This is a genomic window from Rhizobium mongolense subsp. loessense (assembly GCF_900099775.1).
Classification (GTDB): Bacteria; Pseudomonadota; Alphaproteobacteria; order Rhizobiales; family Rhizobiaceae; genus Rhizobium; species Rhizobium loessense.
The window spans coordinates 65,786-84,817 of the sequence record NZ_FMTM01000002.1 but is presented as its reverse complement, the minus strand read 5'-3'; the positions used below and the strand labels follow the sequence as shown (position 1 = coordinate 84,817).

Here is a 19,032-nt window from a genome sequence, read left to right as displayed (position 1 = left end):
TCACGCCTCCTTCAGCCAGAAAGCATCCGGCATGTAAATGCCGAGATAAGACGTTGGATCGAAGCCGTAGAGCGCCCGCTCCGGCACGTTCTGCATCTTGGCCGAACGCAGGATCGGCTGCAGCGCGCCATTGATGAGCCCGATCGAAAACACCTGCTGCGTATAGATCGACAGCATCCTGTGCCAGATCGCTTCGCGCTTGCGGAAGTCGGCAGTGGCACCCCACTGTTTCAGGAGGTCGACGAGCTCGACCGCCTCAGGCAGGTCAGGCGCGCTGCCCTCCTGGCCGGCAGACAGATAGTACATGCCCCAGATCGGCCATTGCAGCTGATCGTCGACGGTCGGCGCCAGCTGGCTTGGCGCCATGTCGGCGGTCGGAACGCCGTTTTCAATGCCGAACCACGTCGACATCATGATCGTGCCGCTCATGGCGCGGCTCTGGAAGACGTCACGCTGCGACGTTCGCGTGTAGAGCGCAAGCCCGATATTCTTCCAATGATCGTGGACGAGTTCAAGAACGTCGGTATCGAGTGTGCTTTCGCCGGCAGTTTCGACGGTGATCTCCGCTCGCCGTCCGTCCGGCAACAGGCGGAAACCTTCGCCGTCACGCGCTTTGAGACCCAGTTCGTCAAGCAGGCGGTTGGCTTCATCCGGATCGAACTGAATGAAGGCGTCGGCGTATTCTTGCTTATAAAGCGGGCTGTCCTGCAAAACGGTGTCGGCGCTCGGCTTGCCGAGGCCGTAGAAGGCGACCATGTTGATTTCGTGACGGTCGATCGAAAGTGACAGCGCCCGGCGGAAGCGAACGTCGCGGAAGAGCTTGCGCCAGGCTTCGTCGGCGCAATTGAGGTTCGGGAGGAGCGCGATCCGCGATCCGCGCGCCTGTTTCCAGAGATTGACCTTGACCGGGAAGCGCTTCTCGGCCTCCTTGAGGAAGGTATAGTCATTGAAATCGATGCCGGTCGCCTGCAGGTCGGATTCCCCCGCACCCGCTTTGGCCGCGATGATCGACGACGAGCTGACGTTCAGGATGAAGCGGTCGATATAGGGCAGTTGCATGCCGTTTTCATCGACGCGATGGAAGAACGGATTGCGCACGAAAACGAATTGGTCGGCTGGCGGTGCTGTCGTGTTGCGCCATGGATCGAGTGTCGGCAGCTCCGGATTTTCCGGACGCGAGGCGCGCGACATCTTGATGTGCAGGTCAACCCACTTCTTCACCCGGTTTTCCCGCATGAGTGCGGAAAGCCGGAAGTCATCCTGGTATTTCTTGTGGAACTGCTTGAGGTAATGGGCGGGACCGAAGATGACGAGCGGCAACGGGCCGGCGAGCGCCGGCAGGAAATTCGGGTTGGGCTTGTCCCAACTGTAGCGGACGGTGAATTCGTCTAGCACCTCGAAATGCGGAAGCACGCCGTGGGGCCGCAGCTCCAACGCCCCGCCGCCGGGCGTTAGCGATTTGTTGGAAATGACGTCTTCCCACCAGTAACGGAAATCGTCGGCAGTGAAGGGATGCCCATCGGACCACTTGTGGCCTTCGCGCAGGTGGAAGGTGAAGATGCTATCGTTTTCCGATGTATAGCCGCCGAGAATGTCGGCCTGGAACCGCAGGTGCTTGTCATACCCGACAAGGCGCGAATAGCCGTAAACGGTCATGTAGCGGATGTCGCGGGCGGCGCCGATGATGGTGCGCACAGAACCGCCGTAGACGCCGGGCGTCAGACCGGCCTCTTTCATGTTGATGATGCGCGGATGCTTCGGCAACCGCTCGGGCATTGGCGGAATGCGATCTGCTGTCAACAGGTCACGCAGGAATTCCGGCTCGATATCGCGGTCGCCCATATCACGTGCAGCAGCCGGTCCGACGGCTGCGCCAAGAAGGCCGCCGAGAAAGGTTCGGCGGGTTACCATGCACGCAGTTCCTTTGCATCCGCACCCTTACGGGCGCGCACCAGATGACCGTTGCCGAGATCGGCATAGGCAAGTTCTGACGCATCGTCATGTTCGGCGGTAAAGGTGATGCCCCAGTTCTGTTTGTCGGCGGCGCCACTTTTGCGCAACTCTTCGAAATCGAGCGGCCGGTCGAGATCGGGGAAGGGGACGGCGGCAAGCAGCGATTTCGTGTAGGGATGCACCGGATCCCGCAAGATGATCTCGCGCGGGGCGATTTCGACGATGCGGCCCTTGCACATCACGGCGATGCGATCGGCCATATAGTCGACGACGGCGAGATTGTGCGAAATGAAGAGGTAGGTCAGGCCGAGCTCTTTCTGCAGATCCTTGAGCAGATTGAGAATCTGTGCCTGCACGGAAACGTCGAGGGCGGAGACCGGTTCGTCCAGGATGATCAGTTTGGGACCAAGAGCTAAGGCCCGGGCAATACCGATGCGCTGGCGCTGGCCGCCCGAGAAGCTGTGCGGATAGCGGCTCAGGTAACGCCGGTCGAGGCCGATGGCGCCCATCAGCGCTTCGACCTTCTGCTTGCGTTCGGCGCTGTCCCCGCGATCGTGGATTTCCAGCGGCTCGCTCAGGATGTTACGCACCGTCATGCGCGGCGACAGCGAAGAGACCGGATCCTGAAACACCATCTGGATCTTGGTGCGCAGCGCTTGCAAATCGTCGCCCTTGACGGAAAGAACGTCGATCACGTCCTTGCCGTCATTGAAGATCACCGAGCCGCCATCGGGCGTGATTGCGCGCATCAAGATCTTGCTGACGGTGGTCTTGCCACAGCCCGACTCGCCGACGAGCCCCAGACATTCGCCGCGCCGGATATCGAAACTGACGTCGTCGACGGCCCGCACGGCTGCCGCTTCACCTCTGCCGAAAAAACTGCGCTTGCGCGTCGCAAACGCCTTGGAGAGATTGTTGACCGAGAGCAAAAGCTTCGGCCCGTCCGCACCCACCATTCGCTCTTTGCCGAGAAACGATTCCAGATTGACCGGAACATCACGCAGCGCTTTCAGCCGCTCGCCCGGCTTCATGTCAAAATGCGGCACGGCAGCCATCAGGCCCTTGAGATATGGATGCTGCGGATCGCGAAATATCGCATTGACGGGTCCAGCTTCCATGATTTCGCCGTGATAGATCACGACGACCTCGTCTGCCATGTTGGCGACGACGCCGAGATCGTGAGTTATAAGCAGCATCGCCATGCCGAGCTTATGCTGAAGGTCGCGCAGCAGCTCGAGAATTTGCGCCTGGATCGTCACGTCGAGCGCCGTGGTCGGCTCGTCGGCGATCAAAAGGGCGGGATTGCAGATCAGCGCCATTGCGATCATGGCGCGCTGGCGCATGCCACCTGAAAGCTCGAACGGATACATGTCGTAGGTGCGCTGCGGATTGGCAAATCCGACGAGGCCGAGCATCTCCTGGGTTCTTTCGCGTGCCTCGGTCTTGTCGGCATCCGTGTGGATCAGCAGCACCTCGCTGATCTGGTTGCCGATGGTGTGGAGCGGCGAGAGCGACGTCATCGGCTCCTGGAAGATCGTCGCCATGCGCTTGCCGCGCAAATCCCGCATTTCCTCGCTGTCGCGGCCGAACTGCAGGATATCGGTGGTCTCGCCGTTGAGCGGATCGGTGAAGAGAATGCGGCCGGTCGCCTTTGCGGCGTTCGGCAGGATGCCCATGATCGACTGGCTGATAACCGATTTGCCGGAGCCGGATTCCCCGACAAGCGCGGTCACCTTGCCCGGAAGAATGCGCAGTTCAGCATTCTTTACAACGCGCAGCTTGTCTCCGAACACTGAGAATGAGACGTCGAGATTCTCGATACGCAATAAGTCGGACGCGGACGCCATACCAACGATATTCCCCAGTCTCTTTTCTGTTCCCGTTAAGGCACACTATCGTACCGCAATCGGGGTGTCCAGTTGATGACCAGGCATGGGGAGCCGACACGTTCCGTCTGATTTACAAAAGCAAAACAAGCATTTCAGCCGCAGCCTACTGAACAAATCCCTCGGCCGTCGCCCGCCTCGCCTGCTTCTTGGCATCGCGGTGGAGGAGGATGACCTGTTCGGCTTCGGAAAGGCAATTTGGCGCGACTTCGCGGAAATCCCCGTCGATGGCGCGTGCCTGTGCGGGCGCGCGCGGCTGAAGTATCGTCACCTTCTGGCGGATGCCGCGCAGCTTCTCTTCACCAAGCGTCGTCCATTCGCCACCGCAGTAACCGGCAAACGCCTGGCTGGCGACGACCTCGCGATTGTACTTCTTCGTCAGCGCCTGCAGGCGCTGGACTTCGTTGACGGCCGAACCGAAGGCCGAAAACGTCAGGCGGTCCTTGAGGCCGACATTGCCGAGCATCACGTTGCCGATATGCAGCCCGATGCCATATTTGATAGCGCCAAGACCCTTTTCGGCGCGTTCGTTGTTGAGCTCGGCAACGCGGGCCTGCGCCTGATGGACGGCAGAAAGGGCCGCCTGCGAGGCGATCTTCGACGGATCCTTGTGACGGCCGCAGGGGTAGACGGCGAGAAAACCGTCACCGAGGAAGCTTAATATTTCGCCGCCGTTGCGGTTGAAAGGTGCTGCAATCGCGTCGAAGAACTCGTTCAGCGTGTCGATATAGGCCTGCCGGCCCTCCTTTTCGGCATACATCGTCGACTGGCGCATGTCGCCCATGACAAGGGCGGCCCGGATCGTTTCTCCGTCGCCGCGGCGGATCTGGCCGTTCAGCACGCGCTTGCCTGCGTCGCCGCCGAGATAGGTCGTCAGCATGTTGTTTGCGAGCTTGCCGAGCACGGCCATCTTGGCGGCGACGGCCAGATGGTTCTGCATGCGCAGCAGCGCGTCGATCATGTCGTCGGAAAAGCCAAAATGATTGTCCGTCGACCACGAGCCCATCATGCCCTGGACAGAACCGTCGCCGAAGGGCTGCACGAAGGCGAGATAGTCGGTGATCTTCTCGGCCCGCAGGTCCTCGAAGATCGGGAATTCCGCAGCGCCATCAAGCGAGATGCGGCGGCGGATATGCTGCAGATTGTTGTCGAGAAGATAGTAATACGGGCTCTGGAGAAAACGGTCGGGCTTTGCGCCCACCGAATGGCGGTAGCCTTCGATCGTGACGCCGCTCGCACGCCGCCAGGTGAAGCCCAATGCGTCATAGAGCGGATGAAGCATCGAAAAGGTCAGGTGCACGCGCGCGATCGGGAGACCGGCGGCAGCAATCCGCTCGCAGAACCCGCGAACGATGTTTTCGAGATCATCACCGGCAAGCGAGGAATTTGTCAGCCATTCGGCGACGCGGTCCAGAAGGATGGAGGACACGCTGGATTCGATCGTGCTCATTCTTGGTATTATCCTCATAAAGCACGTCCGTTCCTGAAGACGATAGAAAACCGGCCCGCGGCACTGTCGTGCGCAGGGCGGAAATTCAAGATGGACGAGCGGTATTATCGTGTCAACGATCTGCCGCGGAACCGGCAGACGTACCTGTCAAACCCACAAAAACCGGGAGGACGGGCAGCCCTTTCCGTCATTCACTTATTCGATTTAAATAGGCGTGCCGGGAATGCGAAACAATGGCATCTGTGCATTTTTCTCCACCTGGGCAATCATCTCGAGCAGCTTGCGAGTCTTTTTGGTCACACCGGAAAAACCTGCCCTGACAGATGCGGCCCCATGCAGGCAAGGCGATCAGGCCGGCTTCACATCACCGTTAGAAGACGGCGGGTTTCAATCTCGGCAATCTTGCATTATCTCACGCCTAACTTCCTCTTATTGAAGAGACCTGTCTTGGTAAGCCCATCCTCCTTCGCCGACCTTTCCGCAAAGATTAAAGACCGCTCGGCCCGTGCGGGCGTCATCGGGCTCGGCTATGTCGGCTTGCCGCTGGCGATTGCAATTGCGCGAAGCGGTTTTGAAGTGACCGGCTTCGACATCGATCCGAAGAAGATCGTGGCGCTCGATGCCCGCAAATCCTATATCGACGCGGTGGCCGACGAGGCATTGAGCGCCGAGAGGGAGGCGGGCCGCTTTTCGGCGACGACGGACTTTTCTGGGCTTGCGGCCTGCGACGTTATCGTCATCTGCGTCCCGACGCCGCTTACGAAGCATCGCGATCCGGATCTTTCTTATGTCGAAGCGACGTCACGCTCGATCGCAGCGCATCTTCGTGCCGGCCAGCTCGTCGTTCTGGAATCGACGACCTATCCCGGCACCACGGACGACGTCGTGAAGGTCATCCTGGAAAAGACCGGCCTGAAATCGGGCGTGGATTTCTTTGTCGGCTTTTCTCCCGAGCGCGAGGACCCCGGCAATCAGCACTATCACACCGCGACCATTCCGAAGGTGATCGCTGGCGACGGCGCGGAAGCGCTGGACCTGATGAAAGCCTTTTATGGCGCGGCGGTGAAAACCGTGGTTCCCGTTTCTTCCAACGCGACGGCCGAAGCGGTGAAGCTTACGGAGAACATCTTTCGCTCGGTCAATATTGCGCTCGTCAACGAGCTGAAGACCGTTTATGCGGCGATGGGCATCGATGTCTGGGAAGTGATCGACGCGGCCAAGACCAAGCCGTTCGGCTACATGCCGTTCTATCCTGGGCCCGGACTCGGCGGCCACTGCATTCCGATCGATCCGTTCTATCTGACATGGAAATCGCGCGAGTATGAACTGCCGACGCGCTTCATCGAACTTGCGGGCGAGATCAATTCGGCTATGCCGCGCTATGTCGTCGGCAAGCTTGCAGAAGCGCTGGATATCCGCTGCGGGAAGGCACTGAGCCGCAGCAGGGTTCTGGTCCTCGGTCTTGCCTACAAGAAGAATGTCGCAGATATCCGCGAGAGCCCGTCGCTACGCTTGATCGAGATCATTGAGGAGCGCGGCGGCAAGGCGGATTATCACGATCCGTTTGTGGCCGAAATTCCGCCGACCCGCGAACATCAGGCCCTGAAAGGACGCAAATCCGTGGCGCTTGCGCCGGAGGTTTTGGTCGATTACGACGCGGTGCTGGTCGCAACCGATCACGACCAGATCGATTACGCCACGCTTGTCAAAAACGCGCCGCTCATTGTCGACACGCGAAACGTCTTCAAACGGCTCGGCCTTTCGGCAGGTCACGTCATCAAGGCGTGAAGCTTGCCGCCGAAACAGCCTTGCCGGTGATCTTGCCGGCGGCAACGGCATAGCCGCCGTTTGCGCCATCTATGAAATGCATGTGGTCGCGTGAGAGCGGCGTCGGCACGAAACACGTCATAAGCGCCGATTTCTGCCGGTGCAGGCCGTAACGGGCAATGCCGCCGGCTTGCGCTTGATCGAGCAGCTTTTCGATCCGCTTCAGACGTGCGGCATCTACATCGATCGTCATCTTCAGCCCGTCGTCGAATTTGCGGAAATCCGAGTTTCCGGCAACATCCTCCTTGTAGCGCTGGGCGTCGAAATGGCCGAGCGGCATCCCAAGTTTATAGAGCACGGAAAGCAGGGCGAGCTGAAGCACGATGAAGAGCTTTGTCAGGAAGCGCTTTCCCTTTGGTGCAGTCACCTTCGCTTCGCGATCGATGCCTTTCATCGAAAAGGAGAGCTTGGGACCTTCCGGGGGTATCGGATGGCCGCCTCGGCCCTGCTCTGCGGCAATCGCGACGACTGCGGTGACCAGTTGCTGAAACTCCGCGCCTGCTCCCATTGCGCCGGGAACGGCAATGATGGAGACGATTTCTCCATGTCGCGATTCAATCGGGTTCCAGCGGCAGGAGAGGCCGGCGAGGTCCGGCCGGGTGCCTGGCGCGGCGCGCGAAACGGCGTAGTTGCCGTCTTTCATCTGCCGTTCGGCCCAGCTGTTGCCGCCTCCCGAAAACATCGCGTAGCTGACGTAGGGGCTCGCGGAATAACGGGCGATCATGACATCGAGACCTTCGCGGCGGATATCGGCGAGCGGCACGACGGCGGCGCGCAAGATGAAGCCGAGCTCCTCTTCGGCCCAGATCTGCACGGCTGCGAGCGCATCGCGCGCAATCATTTCGAGGGATCCCGGTAGAGCGATGAGTGCCCCGTCGCCACCGAAGACGAAGGGATAATCGCCCTTGCTGACGGCATTCAACACGGCGGAGATAACAGAGGCGCCCGCCATGTTGACGTCCTTGTAGCGTCCGGCTTCGATCGCCTGCGTCGATCCGACGATATCGGCAAGCGCCAAAATCCAGCCGTCCGGCAGTGGCCGGTAGTTTCCAGCATCGGTAACGTCCTCGAAATCGGTGAAGACCGGCACTGTCGCGAAGAATTGTTGATCCGGAACGGCATTCATGATCCGACCTTTATCACAGACGCGTGTCGCCGCGGCAACGGCATTTTGATTTACGGTGGTCGACTTTGCGCGGTTTCATGTGATAGCACCGGATTGCAAAAAACAATGACGGACAAGGACATAGATGAGCCGCCTCGACAGCTTCATCCGCCGTTTGACGGCTCAGCGCGACATCCTCAATTCCATCTGTGATCTGGTGAAGGAGACAGAAGGTCCGGTTTTGGAATTCGGCCTTGGAAATGGCCGGACCTATGATCATTTGCGCGAGCACTTCCCGACCCGCCGGATAATCGCATTCGATCGCGAGGTTCATTCCTATTCGGCCTCGACCCCGCCTGCCAACGACATGGTGACGGGCGATATCCGCGAAAGCGGCCAAGGCTTCATCGGTATCGGTGCAGCACTTGCCCATGCCGATATTGGAACGGGCCATGACGAGATCGATGCAATAACGCTGACGTGGCTGCCGCAGCTGGTGGCCGGTGTTCTTGCAAGGGGCGGCGTCGCCGTCAGCGGTCTGCCGCTCGATTGGCCGGAGCTTGAGCCGCTGCCGCTGCCTGACGGAATCAAGGAAGGACGGTATTTTCTCTATCGGCGGAAATAGCGCAGGTTTCCCGTGCGGTAGGCATTGTGCATTCGATGAGGCGCCTTCGGTCCGGTCATCCGCACCGATGACAAAGCAGGAGACGAAGGTCAAAGCGATGCGGGCCAGCGGACGCAAACCCCACGCTTGCGTCGGCTTCGGTCGTTCTTTGGCGTCAACTCCCATCAATCCCTTGCCATAAATGCCGCAAGCGAGGGATCAGGGCAGCAAGAGGACGTCGTACTGATCAATGCCGGCTGGCAGGTCGCGGACCTTCATTTCCTGCTCGCCCTCCTCGAAGAAGACGACGCAATCCTCATAGCAGCCGGCAAGCATCGATACGAAATCGCGGGTCTGCTCAGGACCGTAGAAAATGGGTGTGAATTCCATGTAGAGCGGCACGCGCCGCGACATCAGCGGAACCATGGAGCGGCACGCGACAGGCTCGTATCCTTCGATGTCCATCCAGACGAGGCTGACGTCGTCCGGATTGAAACCTGCCTCGCGCAGGATGTCGCCCACCGGCGCTACCGGGACGCTCACCTTCATATCCGATGAACTCTGTCGAATGGCGCTGCTCTTTCCATGGTTCGTTGCGTTGAGAAAGAAGTCGATCTCCCCTGCAGTCTCGCCTGCGGCGCAGTTGACGAGCGTGACCGTCTCCTCCAGGCGGTTCTGGCGAATGTTGGTTTGCAGCAGCCGGAAATTGCGAGGATCAGGTTCGACGCTGACGATGCGCGAATAAGCGTTGCTCAGCGCGAAATAGACCGTCTGCGTGCCGATATTGCCGCCAAGCTCGAGCAGGACGCCGTCCTTTCGCAAAAGGCCGCGCTCGCGCAGCACCGCCAGGAGCCGATCGACGTTCCCGCGCTCGAAATGCCCCTTCCGGAAGACCTTGCGGCCGATATAGTCCGATGGCGAAAAGGTCATCAGATGATCGCCGGCATCAACGGTCATGGAAACGACCCGCGGGCCGATGTTCTCGATGAGCAACCGCCGGCCGAAGCGCGTGTCGAAGAAGCGGCTTGCCACGGCGTTCCGCGCTCTGCGCAGGCGCTTTCGCCAGTATTTTTTTGATCCCAACGCGTCAACGACCATCAGGCCTTCCCATTGAGCGGCCGACCCGCCTGTTCCTTGTGGATCACATAGACTTTCAAAGGCAGCGCTCGGCCGCGCACACTGATGTCGCGGCTTTCGATGCCGCGCATGTCGGCGCCCGACAGATCGGCCACAGGCTCGGAAATGACGAGCGCCGCCTCGAACTCCTTGGCGGCGTTTTCAAGACGGCTGGCAACGTTTACCGTGTCGCCGACGGCGGTGAGATTTCGCACCCTGCCGTACCCCATCGTCCCGACGACGGCCGGCCCAAAATGAATGCCGATCGCGATCTGAAGCGGTATCGTCAGTTCATCGGCGAGTTCGGTGCCGAGTTTTTCAATTTCCGACGTGATCGTTTCGGCTGCCTTCAGCGCCTGGCGGCAGCCCTCGCCAGGCGAAGTGCCGATGCCAAAAAGGGCCATGGCGCCGTCGCCAATGAACTTGTCTATCCGTCCGCCGGCCTGTTCCACTGCCTTGCCGACAAGGGCGAAGTAGCGGTTGAGCAGGAAAACGATGTCGAAGGGCAGCCGGGTTTCCGTCAGACTCGTGAAATTGCGAATATCGCAGAAGAGCACGGCAATTTCACGCTCCCGGCCAGGGCTTGTTTCCTGCGTGTTGGCAGGAAGGGCCGTTTCGGTCGCCGGGATCAGAAGTGGCGCGACGGTGATGTCATGGTCCGGGCGCAGCTGACAGGCGAGGCGCACGTCCGGCGCCGCATTGATGCGCTCGAGCGTCTTCTGCTCCAGTTGATCAGGTTGCGGCAGGCGCTGGTAATCGCCGAGGATCTGAATGCGGCAGGTGGAACACTGTCCCTTGCCGCCGCAGACCGAGTAATGCGGCAGCCCGCCGAGACGGCTCGCCTCCAGCACCGTAAAACCGCGCGGCACCTTGATCGTCTCGCCCCCCGGATAGTGCACGGCAATCTGGTCAGTGCGCTCCTTCCACTTGCGGCGGGTGCGCGCGGCGACGACGGACAGAAGCGCCAGCGAGAAGCTGCCATAGAGCCCGGCGCGTATCATCGCGATCTGCCGCTGGGCGTGCGGGTCGGAGTAATAGCGGGTATTCAGGTTCTCCTGATAGCGCCCGGTGTCGACAAGACCCTCATAGTCCGGCTCGGCGATCGTGCGGCCCATCTCGATAAAGCCGAGCAGCGATAGCACGGGCAGCAGGATGGCAAGCGCGAGAAGCAGCGGTGCAAGTCCGTCGTACCAAGGCCGGTAGCGCAGCCAGAAATGCAAGCCGATGCAGCCGTGGATCCAGACGACGATAAGGGCGACTGCCTGCCGGATGCCGTTGCCGAAGGAGACGATCCACAGCTGGCGAACGACCGTTTCGTAGTTGTCGGCATATCTGTAGAGTTCATTGACGATACGGGTTCCGATCACATGATCGATCAGGAGCAGCGGGATGGCGAGGCCGAGCACGATCTGGGCCATTTCACCGTTTGGCATGACCAGGCTGCGACGCATGTAGAGCGAGCGAAGCACCAGAGCGATGTGAATGAAGATCGCGATGTAGAAGATCAGCGTGCCGACCGGATTTCGCCAAAGGGCGACAAACAGGCGGCGGCCGTCATCGGCAGCAGCGACCGAAATGAGGCCGAGTGCATGGTTCGACAGGTGGAGGACCACGAAAGTGAACATGACAAGGCCTGAACCGAGCCGGGCGCGCCGGATGTTGCGCTCCGAAAAAATGCCTATATCCGCGATGGTTGCCATTCATTTCCGTTCTTGACGTTTTGACCTGCGGAAAACCGTTTCACAGCTTCGAGGATCATGCTCTAGAGATGTTGGGGTGAAAGCGAAATGCCATCTTCTCCAGCCACGATCACATTCCATATGTTTATCAGTAACTTTTAAGGAAACGGACAAATAGCGGTAATTTTTGCGATAGGCTGGATGGGCGGCGCAATAAAGCGCTTTTTCAATGGAGCGTCTTGATGCGGATTGCATTTTACGCGCCGCTGAAATCCCCAAACCATCCGACACCATCCGGCGACCGCCTGATGGCACGGCTGCTTGTAAAGGCGCTGCATCGTTGCGGTCATTCGGTCGAGATCGCCTCCGAATTCCGCAATTTTGCGCCAACTCCCGAGGCGGCAGCTATGCTTGAGGGCGAGCGGCAGGCGGAGCTTTTCCGGCTAAAGAGCACATGGCGCCGTGGACCAAAACCGCATCTGTGGTTCTGCTATCACCCGTATTACAAATCGCCGGATCCTTTCGGACCCGTGCTTGCGGCCGAATTCGGCATTCCCTATGTGACTGCCGAGGCGTCCTATTCCCGCAAACGCGACGCCAGCGGCTGGGCATCGGCGCAGGCGACAGTCGCGGCGGCAATCCGGCAGGCGGCGGTCAACGTCGTGCTCACGGAACGCGACGGAGCAGGGATCGCGCAGGCCGTTCCCGAGGCCCGGCTTGCTTCAATCAAGCCGTTCATCGACACGGCATCGATCAAAAACATCGATCTGCTGCCGGATTCGAAACGGCTCGTGACGGTCGCCATGATGCGCGCCGGCGACAAGATGGCGAGTTATAAGGTGCTGGCTGCGGCACTGCGCGCAATCGAAGACAAGGCCTGGACGCTCGGCATCATCGGCGATGGCCCGATGCGGGCGCAAGTCGAGGCGCTGTTTTCGAATTTCGCGCCCGCCCGAATCGATTGGCTGGGCAAACGAAGTGCGTCAGACGTCGCAAGTCTGCTTGCTCGATCGGGGATCTATGTCTGGCCCGGTTGCGGTGAAGCCTATGGCCTTGCCTATCTCGAGGCGCAGGCGGCCGGCCTGCCTGTGGTGGCGCAGCGGACCGCGGGCGTGCCCGCGGTCATTGAGGATGGGGTGACCGGCATATTGACGGCGGATGGCGATGTCGACGCCTTTGCCGCCGCCATCGGCCGCCTGCTGGACGATCCGGCGCGACGCCAGGAGATGGGTGCGGCGGCGCGGCACTTCGTGCTTGAGGAGCGATCGCTGGAGATCGCTGCCTTAGACCTCGACAGAATACTGAAACGATACGCACGAGTTGAACCATGAGCGGCAGTTCGATCTGGAAACCCCTCCGTGAGGAACTCGCGCGCTGGCGGGAGGCTGGAAGGGTGGCCCGCTTCTGGTGGCGCGATGACGATGCGATCGAGCCGACGGCGGCGCTCGACAGATTGCTCGGCCTCTCAAGCGCGCATGAGACGCCGGTGACCGTTGCCGTCATCCCGGCAAAGACCGGTCCAGCACTTTCTCAACGGCTTTCGGGTACGAGCGGGGTCAGCGTTGCCGTACATGGCTGGTCGCATGACAATTACGCGTCGCCGCAAGAAAAAAAGCAGGAACTTGGCGGACACCGGCAGGCGGAGGCCGTGCTTGGCGAACTTCATGAAGGCTTCCTGACGCTGCAGCGGCTGCATCCGGCCAGGTTCATTCCCATGCTGGTGCCGCCATGGAACCGCATCGACGGCAGCCTTGTTCCCAAGCTCCCGGCTCTTGGTTTCGAATGCATGTCGACGTTCGGCCGGGCGACTGCGGAGGCGGCGATCCCGCTCCTTAACACCCATATCGACATCATGGGACGGCGAGCCGACGGAAAGGGGCCGCGCGTCGGTCGGCCACATGACGAAGTTGTAAGCGAACTTGTGGGAGAACTGCAGGACCGCTTCGAAGGCCGAAACGAGCCGGTCGGTTTGCTGACCCATCACCTCGCGCATGACGAGACGGCGTGGAAATTTACCGAGGCATTTCTCGCTGAGGCCAACACTCATCAGGCGATTTTATGGAAACCGGCAGCTGAGCTTCTGAAAGATCAGATGTCGACGACCTGATTGTCACGCGCGGCGAAGGCGCCGGGGAATGCCGCCTGGGCATTCTTTTCCATCTGGCCGAGCTGCTCGTCCGTGCGTGATGGCGCGTGATGGAAGAGCGCGAAGCGTTTCGTTCCCGCCATTTTGGCCAATTCGATGCCGTGCTGCCAGGTCGAATGGCCAAAACCCTTGAAGCGCTGCATCTCGTCTTCGTTGTAGGTGCAGTCGTAGATCGCCAGATCCGCATCCTTCATCAATTCCAGAGACACCGGGTCATAAGTGCCGGGGATATGCTCGACGTCGAAGACAAGCGCGACGATCCGGCCGCCCCACTCGATGCGATAGCCGATCGCCCCGCCGGGATGGTTCAGCTTGTAGGTCTTGATGCGCACACCATCGCGCGGAGAAAGCATGTCGCCGGCATGAAAATCGCGGAAGTTCATCGTTGCCTGGCAGATATCGGTCTTTACCGGAAACCAGGGCGGGCTGATGAACTGATCGACCATATCCTTGGTGCTCATCTTGCCGTCGAGATGGCCGGACCAGATGTTGAGATTGATCGAGGGATAGTAAATCGCCTTGAAGAAGGGCAATCCAATGATGTGGTCGTAGTGACAGTGGCTGAAGAACAGATCGACCTGCGTGACCCCTTCGTTGAGCATCGCAAGCCCGGCCTCGCGCAGACCCGAGCCCGCGTCGAAGATCAACCGGTGGCCGCCGCAGCGCAGTTCGATGCAGGTGGTGTTGCCGCCGTAGTGATCGAACTCGGGGCCCGATACCGGGATGCTGCCGCGAACGCCCCAAAATTTTACCTGAAACTGATCGTTACTCATGGTTCTTCAAAATCGGGCTCCCGCACAGCGCTATCGTAATCATAGTTTAACCCTGATGCGAAGTGCGGAATTCTGCCGGGGTGCCTCTATCTTGCCTATTGTCCCAATCGCTAGCAGCAGAAGGAGTAGATTTTCCTAAGGCACAGGAGTTGGATCCGAAAGCCGCCGGATATGGTTTGCGTTGCGTAAACGGAAATGCCGGTGTCTGAAAGTCGGCGGACATCTCTTGCTCTATTAGGTGGCTCTTCCGGGGCGAAAATACAATTCTCCGCTTTTTCTAGCCCATCTTCGTCGGATTGAATGTCACAAGATTGAGATCAAACGATTGCAGGGCCATCATATTGTCAGGTCTCTGATACGTTGCCGGTTGCGTTGAGGGAAGCGCCGTGTTCTGCAAGGCCGAGGGCCAGCGCATGACCGATGCCCTGGCTGGAGCCGGTAACAAGCGCTCGGCGGCCGGTGAGGTCGAATAAGGGGAAAGACAAGCGGGGCTCCATTATCGCGGTGCCCGATTGAAGAGGACTCCTTGGGTCGATGCAAGCATCGTTTTGACGCAAGGCGCTCCGGTCTGTTATGTGCGGGACTGCAACGGAGGTTCGTCATGCGCATCCGCAACGAGACAAAAGCCGATATCCCGGCGATCCGCGGGCTTGTCAGTACGGCGTTTTCCGGCAAGGCCTACAGCAGCCAGACGGAAGCAGCAATTGTCGATGCCCTGCGCGGGAACAGAGCGCTTTCCGTGACGCTCGTTGCCGAAGATGAAGGCCGTATCGTCGGCCATATCGCGTTCTCACCGGTGATGATCAACGGCAGGGATTTGGGCTGGTACGGCCTCGGACCAATCGCGGTCACACCCGAAAGGCAGGGCGAGGGGATCGGTACTGGTCTGGTGAAGGATGGACTTGCATCCATCCGCAAACTCGGCGCCACGGGATGCGTCCTGCTTGGCGATCCCAAATATTACGGCCGGTTCGGCTTCAAGGCGGATGCTCGCCTCAGGCTTGCAGGTGTTCCGACCGAATATTTTCAGGCACTGTGTTTCAGCGGTGAAATGCCGTCCGGCACAGTCACCTATGACGCGGCTTTCGACATAACGAATGACGAGGCGCCACGCCACGTGACCTAGTGCAGCCCGCCGACCCCGAGCAGACGTTCCACGGCGGCGTGATCCGTCGATAGCGCCTCGGACGTGCCGGTCCAGGCAAGGCGCCCCCGTTCGAGGATGATGACCTGATCGGCGAAGTCGAGCGCACTCTGGATGCGTTGTTCGACAAGCAGGATCGTCATGTCGCCGGTCTTGGCGAGTTCGGAAAACGCGGCCATCAACTCTTCGCAGATGATAGGTGCGAGACCTTCCAGGGGTTCGTCAAGCAGCAGAACGGAGGGGCGGCCGAGAATCGTGCGGGCAGTCGACAACATCTGCTGTTCGCCGCCGGAGAGTTGGCCGCCGAGATTGCGGCGGCGCTCCTTCAGACGTGGAAACATCGCGTATGCCTCTTCGAGCGCCGTCTTCGGCCGTCCTTTGAGGCCGACGAAGAGGTTTTCCTCAACCGTCAGCGTCGGGAAGATGCAGCGCGCCTGCGGCACATAACCGAGCCCTTGACGGGCGCGAGCCGAGCTGGCCATGGCGGTGAGGTCTGCCGAGCCGAGGCGGATGCGGCCGTCATAGCGCCTGGTCTGTCCGGCAAGCGTCGCAAGCAACGTTGTCTTGCCCATTCCGTTGCGGCCAAGGATGGCAAGGCGGGCGCCTGCGGCCACGGCGAATGAGACGTTTTCGAGAACCCGCGTCGGTCCATAGCCAGCGGAGAGATTGTCGACCTCAAGCGGCGTGGCTGGCATTGGCATAGCTCCCGAGATAGGCCTCGCGCACGCGGGCATCCTTGGTGACCTCGACCGGCGAGCCGTCGAAGATAATGGTGCCTGCCGCAAGCACGATGACACGCCTGGCGAAGCGGAACACGAGGTCCATGTCGTGCTCGATCATCAACACCGCGAGATCGGTCGGCAGACCGGCGAGCGCCTGCTCGATCCGGGCGGTCTCGCTTTGCGGCACGCCGGCAGCAGGTTCATCAAGCAACAGCACCTTCGGTTTCAGTGCCATGGCGACGGCAATCTCGAGGAGACGCTGCTGTCCGTAAGCAATTTCACTGACCCTGCGGCACATGAGATCGCCAAGGCCGAGCGTGCCGAGCAGATCGGTGACTTCTGCCATGAGGTCCGGCATCGCGAGATAGTTGCCGAACATCCGGCCAGTGAGTCCGTCACGCTGCAGGATCGCAAGCGCTACGTGTTCGGCCGGCGTCATTTCCTGGAAGAGCCGTGTGACCTGGAAGGAACGGACGAGGCCGCGCCTGACGCGGCCCGCCGCACCAATTCTCGTCACGCTCTCGCCGCCGAGGTGGACATCGCCGGCGTCGGGCGAAAGGTTGCCAGTGACGAGATTGACGAAAGTGGTCTTGCCAGCGCCGTTCGGGCCGATGAGCGCGACGCGGTCACCTGCTGCCACCGAGATAGATACATCATTGGTCACCACGAGGCCACCGAAGGATTTCCTGAGGTTGACGACTTCGAAGACGGGGCTCATTGCGCGGTCTCCTTCCGGCGGACGAAAAAGGCAGTCGCAGTCCCATAAAGGCCCTTCGGAGCGAAGAGAACGACAGCGACCAGTAGCGCGCCGACCATCGTCAGCCAGTGGAACGGGTTTGCAGCCGAAACATAATCTTCGAAGAGCATGAAGATGACGGTGCCGGAGAGCGCGCCGAAGAGCGAGCCGGTGCCGCCGAGAACGAGCATCACGAGGCTTTCGGCCGAAAGCGTGAAGGAGAGGCTGTCGAGACCGACCACCTGTGTGGAGATGGCATTGAGCGCTCCGCCAACACCGGCGACGGCGCCGGAAATGACATACATCTTCATCAGCGCCGCTTTCGGCGAGGCGCCCATGGCCCGGATGCGCAAGGCATCTTCCTTGATACCGCGGCACAGCATGCCAAAGGGCGAACGCACCACAAGGCGCAGAAGAATGAAAACGACAAGCAGCAGGATCACCCCGAAAACATAGGCGGTATGGCCGTAAAGGTCGAACTCGAAGGTGCCGAAGATCGGATCGGCCGAGATGCCGGACAGGCCGTCGCTGCCGCCGGTCCAGGAAGATGCCTTATTGGCGAATTCGTGGAAGAGGTTGATGAGCGCAATCGAAAGGACAAGCTGCGGCAGGCCGTGGGCACGCAGGATGACGATGCCGCAGACGAGGCCCGCAGCAGCGCCACCGATGATACCGGCAAGCGTCATCAAAAGAGGATCGGTGATGCCGAAATGGGCCGAGACGATGCCAGCTGCATAGGCGCCCGAGCCGAAGAGTGCTGCATGGCCGAGCGTCGCCACACCGCAATATCCGGTGACGAGATCGAGCGAGAGAACGAGCAATGCGATTGCGATGACGCGCGTCAGCAGCGCAAGGTTATCCGGGAAGAGTAAATAGCCGATGCTGGCGAGCGCGACGATTGCGGCAATGCCGGCTGTATCGCGGCCGAAAAAGCGATTGCGCCGGATTTGTACTGCTGTCGTGGTTTGCGTGTCCATGGCGAGCGTCATCCTACTTCACCCTTCCGGCAAAGCCGCGCGGAAAAACGCAGATGATTGCAATGACGGCGAGATAGAAGAAGAATTCCCCGTATTCGGGCATCAGGTAACGGCCCGTGGTGTCGATGCCGCCAAGAACCAGGCAGGCGATCAGAGCGCCGGGAATCGAGCCTGCGCCGCCGACCGAGACAACGACGAGGAAAGTCACCATGTAGCGCAGCGCATAATAGGGCTCGACCGGCAAGAGCTCGGCGCCGACCACGCCGCCGAAGGCTGCCAGGCCGACGGCGACTGCGAAGCTCAGTGCATAGATGATCTCCGTGCGCACCCCAAGCGCGGCCGCCATGGCGGCATTATCGACGGATGCGCGCAGTTTTACACCGAAACTTGTCTTTTCGATCGTGTACCAAAGGGCGCTTGCGACGGCGAGGCCGCAGAAGATAGCAAAAAGCCGATGCACCGGAATGGTACGGAAGCCAAGATTGGCGGAGCCCTGCAGGCCGTCTGGCAATGGGATGGTCTTCAGCGTCGGACCCATGACGTAGTTGGCTATGCCGATGATGCAGAAGGTGATGCCGATCGTCATCAGAACCTGGGTCAGTTCCGGCGCGCCGTAGATGCGCCGGTAGAGGAAGCGTTCGATCGGAATGGCGATGACGATGGTTCCAGTGACGGCGACAAGTACCGCAATGCCATAGCCGAGGCCAAGATCGCGCGCTGCATAGGAGGCAATGTACCCGCCGATCATGGCGAAGGCACCGTGGGCAAGGTTAACGACCCGCATCAGGCCCATGGTGACCGAAAGGCCGATCGAAATCACGAACAGCACCATGCCATAGGCAAGCGCGTCGACGGCAATGCTGAAGACAGTCTGCATGAGGCCCGTGTGTTCCTTATCTCGTTCAGCAGGTACT

General features: G+C 60.2%; 16 protein-coding genes and 1 pseudogene. 5 read left to right on the top strand and 12 right to left on the bottom strand.

Features of this window, described 5'->3' with window-relative positions; translation table 11 throughout:
- The 3 genes from BLP23_RS08090 to BLP23_RS08080 form a co-directional block, all read right to left on the bottom strand.
- Positions 1 to 1,911: an ABC transporter substrate-binding protein gene (locus tag BLP23_RS08090; RefSeq protein ID WP_092584391.1), complete on the bottom strand. Its 1,911-nt coding sequence runs from the start codon at positions 1,909 to 1,911 to the stop codon at positions 1 to 3.
- A complete protein-coding gene (locus tag BLP23_RS08085; protein WP_092584390.1) occupies positions 1,905 to 3,800 on the bottom strand; it encodes an ABC transporter ATP-binding protein in 1,896 nt (631 codons plus the stop codon). Before BLP23_RS08085 ends, BLP23_RS08090 begins: the two co-directional genes overlap by 7 nt.
- 145 nt (positions 3,801 to 3,945) lie before the next feature.
- Positions 3,946 to 5,289 carry an adenylate/guanylate cyclase domain-containing protein gene (locus BLP23_RS08080; RefSeq protein WP_092584389.1) on the bottom strand — a complete coding sequence of 448 codons (1,344 nt, stop codon included), beginning with the start codon at positions 5,287 to 5,289 and terminating at the stop codon, positions 3,946 to 3,948.
- Positions 5,290 to 5,736: 447 nt separating this feature from the next.
- Between BLP23_RS08080 and BLP23_RS08075 the strand changes: the two genes are divergently transcribed.
- Positions 5,737 to 7,077, top strand: coding sequence for a nucleotide sugar dehydrogenase (locus BLP23_RS08075; RefSeq protein WP_324613725.1), 1,341 nt, complete (start codon positions 5,737 to 5,739; stop codon positions 7,075 to 7,077).
- Here the strand turns inward: BLP23_RS08075 and BLP23_RS08070 are convergent.
- Positions 7,067 to 8,242 carry a DUF3095 domain-containing protein gene (locus BLP23_RS08070; RefSeq protein ID WP_092584387.1) on the bottom strand — a complete coding sequence of 392 codons (1,176 nt, stop codon included), beginning with the start codon at positions 8,240 to 8,242 and terminating at the stop codon, positions 7,067 to 7,069. The genes BLP23_RS08075 and BLP23_RS08070 overlap by 11 nt on opposite strands.
- Before the next feature lie 124 nt (positions 8,243 to 8,366).
- Here BLP23_RS08070 and BLP23_RS08065 point away from each other — a divergent pair, with 124 nt between their 5' ends.
- Positions 8,367 to 8,846: a class I SAM-dependent methyltransferase gene (locus BLP23_RS08065; RefSeq protein WP_092584386.1), complete on the top strand. Its 480-nt coding sequence runs from the start codon at positions 8,367 to 8,369 to the stop codon at positions 8,844 to 8,846.
- Positions 8,847 to 9,044: 198 nt separating this feature from the next.
- Here the strand turns inward: BLP23_RS08065 and BLP23_RS08060 are convergent, their stop codons facing one another.
- Both BLP23_RS08060 and BLP23_RS08055 read right to left on the bottom strand, forming a co-directional pair.
- On the bottom strand, positions 9,045 to 9,923 hold the full coding sequence (locus tag BLP23_RS08060; protein ID WP_092584385.1) for an FkbM family methyltransferase: 879 nt from the start codon (positions 9,921 to 9,923) through the stop codon (positions 9,045 to 9,047).
- Positions 9,923 to 11,641 carry an adenylate/guanylate cyclase domain-containing protein gene (locus tag BLP23_RS08055; protein WP_092584384.1) on the bottom strand — a complete coding sequence of 573 codons (1,719 nt, stop codon included), beginning with the start codon at positions 11,639 to 11,641 and terminating at the stop codon, positions 9,923 to 9,925. The genes BLP23_RS08060 and BLP23_RS08055 overlap by 1 nt, the downstream gene beginning before the upstream one ends.
- 221 nt (positions 11,642 to 11,862) lie before the next feature.
- Between BLP23_RS08055 and BLP23_RS08050 the strand changes: the two genes are divergently transcribed.
- Positions 11,863 to 12,951: a glycosyltransferase family 4 protein gene (locus BLP23_RS08050; RefSeq protein WP_092584383.1), complete on the top strand. Its 1,089-nt coding sequence runs from the start codon at positions 11,863 to 11,865 to the stop codon at positions 12,949 to 12,951.
- Entirely contained in the window at positions 12,948 to 13,727 is a 780-nt protein-coding gene (locus BLP23_RS08045; RefSeq protein WP_092584382.1) for a polysaccharide deacetylase family protein, read from the top strand. The genes BLP23_RS08050 and BLP23_RS08045 overlap by 4 nt, the downstream gene beginning before the upstream one ends.
- On the opposite strand, the gene BLP23_RS08040 is transcribed toward BLP23_RS08045, so the two are convergent.
- Both BLP23_RS08040 and BLP23_RS33020 read right to left on the bottom strand, forming a co-directional pair.
- Entirely contained in the window at positions 13,709 to 14,539 is an 831-nt protein-coding gene (locus BLP23_RS08040; RefSeq protein ID WP_092584381.1) for an MBL fold metallo-hydrolase, read from the bottom strand. The two genes, BLP23_RS08045 and BLP23_RS08040, sit on opposite strands and share 19 nt — an antisense overlap.
- A gap of 362 nt (positions 14,540 to 14,901) precedes the next feature.
- Positions 14,902 to 15,024, bottom strand: a pseudogene (locus tag BLP23_RS33020) (gluconate 5-dehydrogenase); the annotation flags it as partial.
- 116 nt (positions 15,025 to 15,140) lie between these two features.
- On the opposite strand from BLP23_RS33020, the gene BLP23_RS08035 reads away from it, so the two are divergent.
- Entirely contained in the window at positions 15,141 to 15,665 is a 525-nt protein-coding gene (locus BLP23_RS08035; RefSeq protein ID WP_092584380.1) for a GNAT family N-acetyltransferase, read from the top strand.
- Here the strand turns inward: BLP23_RS08035 and BLP23_RS08030 are convergent.
- From BLP23_RS08030 to BLP23_RS08015, 4 genes are read right to left on the bottom strand one after another with little or no spacing between them, the layout of a single operon-like run.
- A complete protein-coding gene (locus tag BLP23_RS08030; RefSeq protein ID WP_092584379.1) occupies positions 15,662 to 16,378 on the bottom strand; it encodes an ABC transporter ATP-binding protein in 717 nt (238 codons plus the stop codon). The genes BLP23_RS08035 and BLP23_RS08030 overlap by 4 nt on opposite strands.
- Positions 16,359 to 17,123: an ABC transporter ATP-binding protein gene (locus tag BLP23_RS08025; protein ID WP_092584378.1), complete on the bottom strand. Its 765-nt coding sequence runs from the start codon at positions 17,121 to 17,123 to the stop codon at positions 16,359 to 16,361. The genes BLP23_RS08030 and BLP23_RS08025 overlap by 20 nt, the downstream gene beginning before the upstream one ends.
- On the bottom strand, positions 17,120 to 18,118 hold the full coding sequence (locus BLP23_RS08020) for a branched-chain amino acid ABC transporter permease (RefSeq protein WP_407691773.1): 999 nt from the start codon (positions 18,116 to 18,118) through the stop codon (positions 17,120 to 17,122). The genes BLP23_RS08025 and BLP23_RS08020 overlap by 4 nt, the downstream gene beginning before the upstream one ends.
- 13 nt (positions 18,119 to 18,131) lie before the next feature.
- Positions 18,132 to 18,995: a branched-chain amino acid ABC transporter permease gene (locus tag BLP23_RS08015; RefSeq protein WP_092584376.1), complete on the bottom strand. Its 864-nt coding sequence runs from the start codon at positions 18,993 to 18,995 to the stop codon at positions 18,132 to 18,134.
- Positions 18,996 to 19,032 lie beyond the last annotated feature (37 nt).

Bases quoted from the DNA above. Each gene is read 5' to 3' on its own strand.
- BLP23_RS08040 (WP_092584381.1), bottom strand. From the start codon at position 14,539: ATGAGTAACGATCAGTTTCAGGTAAAATTTTGGGGCGTTCGCGGCAGC.
- BLP23_RS08015 (WP_092584376.1), bottom strand. From the start codon at position 18,995: ATGCAGACTGTCTTCAGCATTGCCGTCGACGCGCTTGCCTATGGCATG.
- BLP23_RS08080 (WP_092584389.1), bottom strand. From the start codon at position 5,289: ATGAGCACGATCGAATCCAGCGTGTCCTCCATCCTTCTGGACCGCGTC.
- BLP23_RS08030 (WP_092584379.1), bottom strand. From the start codon at position 16,378: ATGCCAGCCACGCCGCTTGAGGTCGACAATCTCTCCGCTGGCTATGGA.
- BLP23_RS08035 (WP_092584380.1), top strand. From the start codon at position 15,141: ATGCGCATCCGCAACGAGACAAAAGCCGATATCCCGGCGATCCGCGGG.
- BLP23_RS08045 (WP_092584382.1), top strand. From the start codon at position 12,948: ATGAGCGGCAGTTCGATCTGGAAACCCCTCCGTGAGGAACTCGCGCGC.
- BLP23_RS08060 (WP_092584385.1), bottom strand. From the start codon at position 9,923: ATGGTCGTTGACGCGTTGGGATCAAAAAAATACTGGCGAAAGCGCCTG.
- BLP23_RS08065 (WP_092584386.1), top strand. From the start codon at position 8,367: ATGAGCCGCCTCGACAGCTTCATCCGCCGTTTGACGGCTCAGCGCGAC.
- BLP23_RS08090 (WP_092584391.1), bottom strand. From the start codon at position 1,911: ATGGTAACCCGCCGAACCTTTCTCGGCGGCCTTCTTGGCGCAGCCGTC.
- BLP23_RS08085 (WP_092584390.1), bottom strand. From the start codon at position 3,800: ATGGCGTCCGCGTCCGACTTATTGCGTATCGAGAATCTCGACGTCTCA.
- BLP23_RS08020 (WP_407691773.1), bottom strand. From the start codon at position 18,118: ATGGACACGCAAACCACGACAGCAGTACAAATCCGGCGCAATCGCTTT.
- BLP23_RS08055 (WP_092584384.1), bottom strand. From the start codon at position 11,641: ATGGCAACCATCGCGGATATAGGCATTTTTTCGGAGCGCAACATCCGG.
- BLP23_RS08025 (WP_092584378.1), bottom strand. From the start codon at position 17,123: ATGAGCCCCGTCTTCGAAGTCGTCAACCTCAGGAAATCCTTCGGTGGC.
- BLP23_RS08070 (WP_092584387.1), bottom strand. From the start codon at position 8,242: ATGAATGCCGTTCCGGATCAACAATTCTTCGCGACAGTGCCGGTCTTC.
- BLP23_RS08050 (WP_092584383.1), top strand. From the start codon at position 11,863: ATGCGGATTGCATTTTACGCGCCGCTGAAATCCCCAAACCATCCGACA.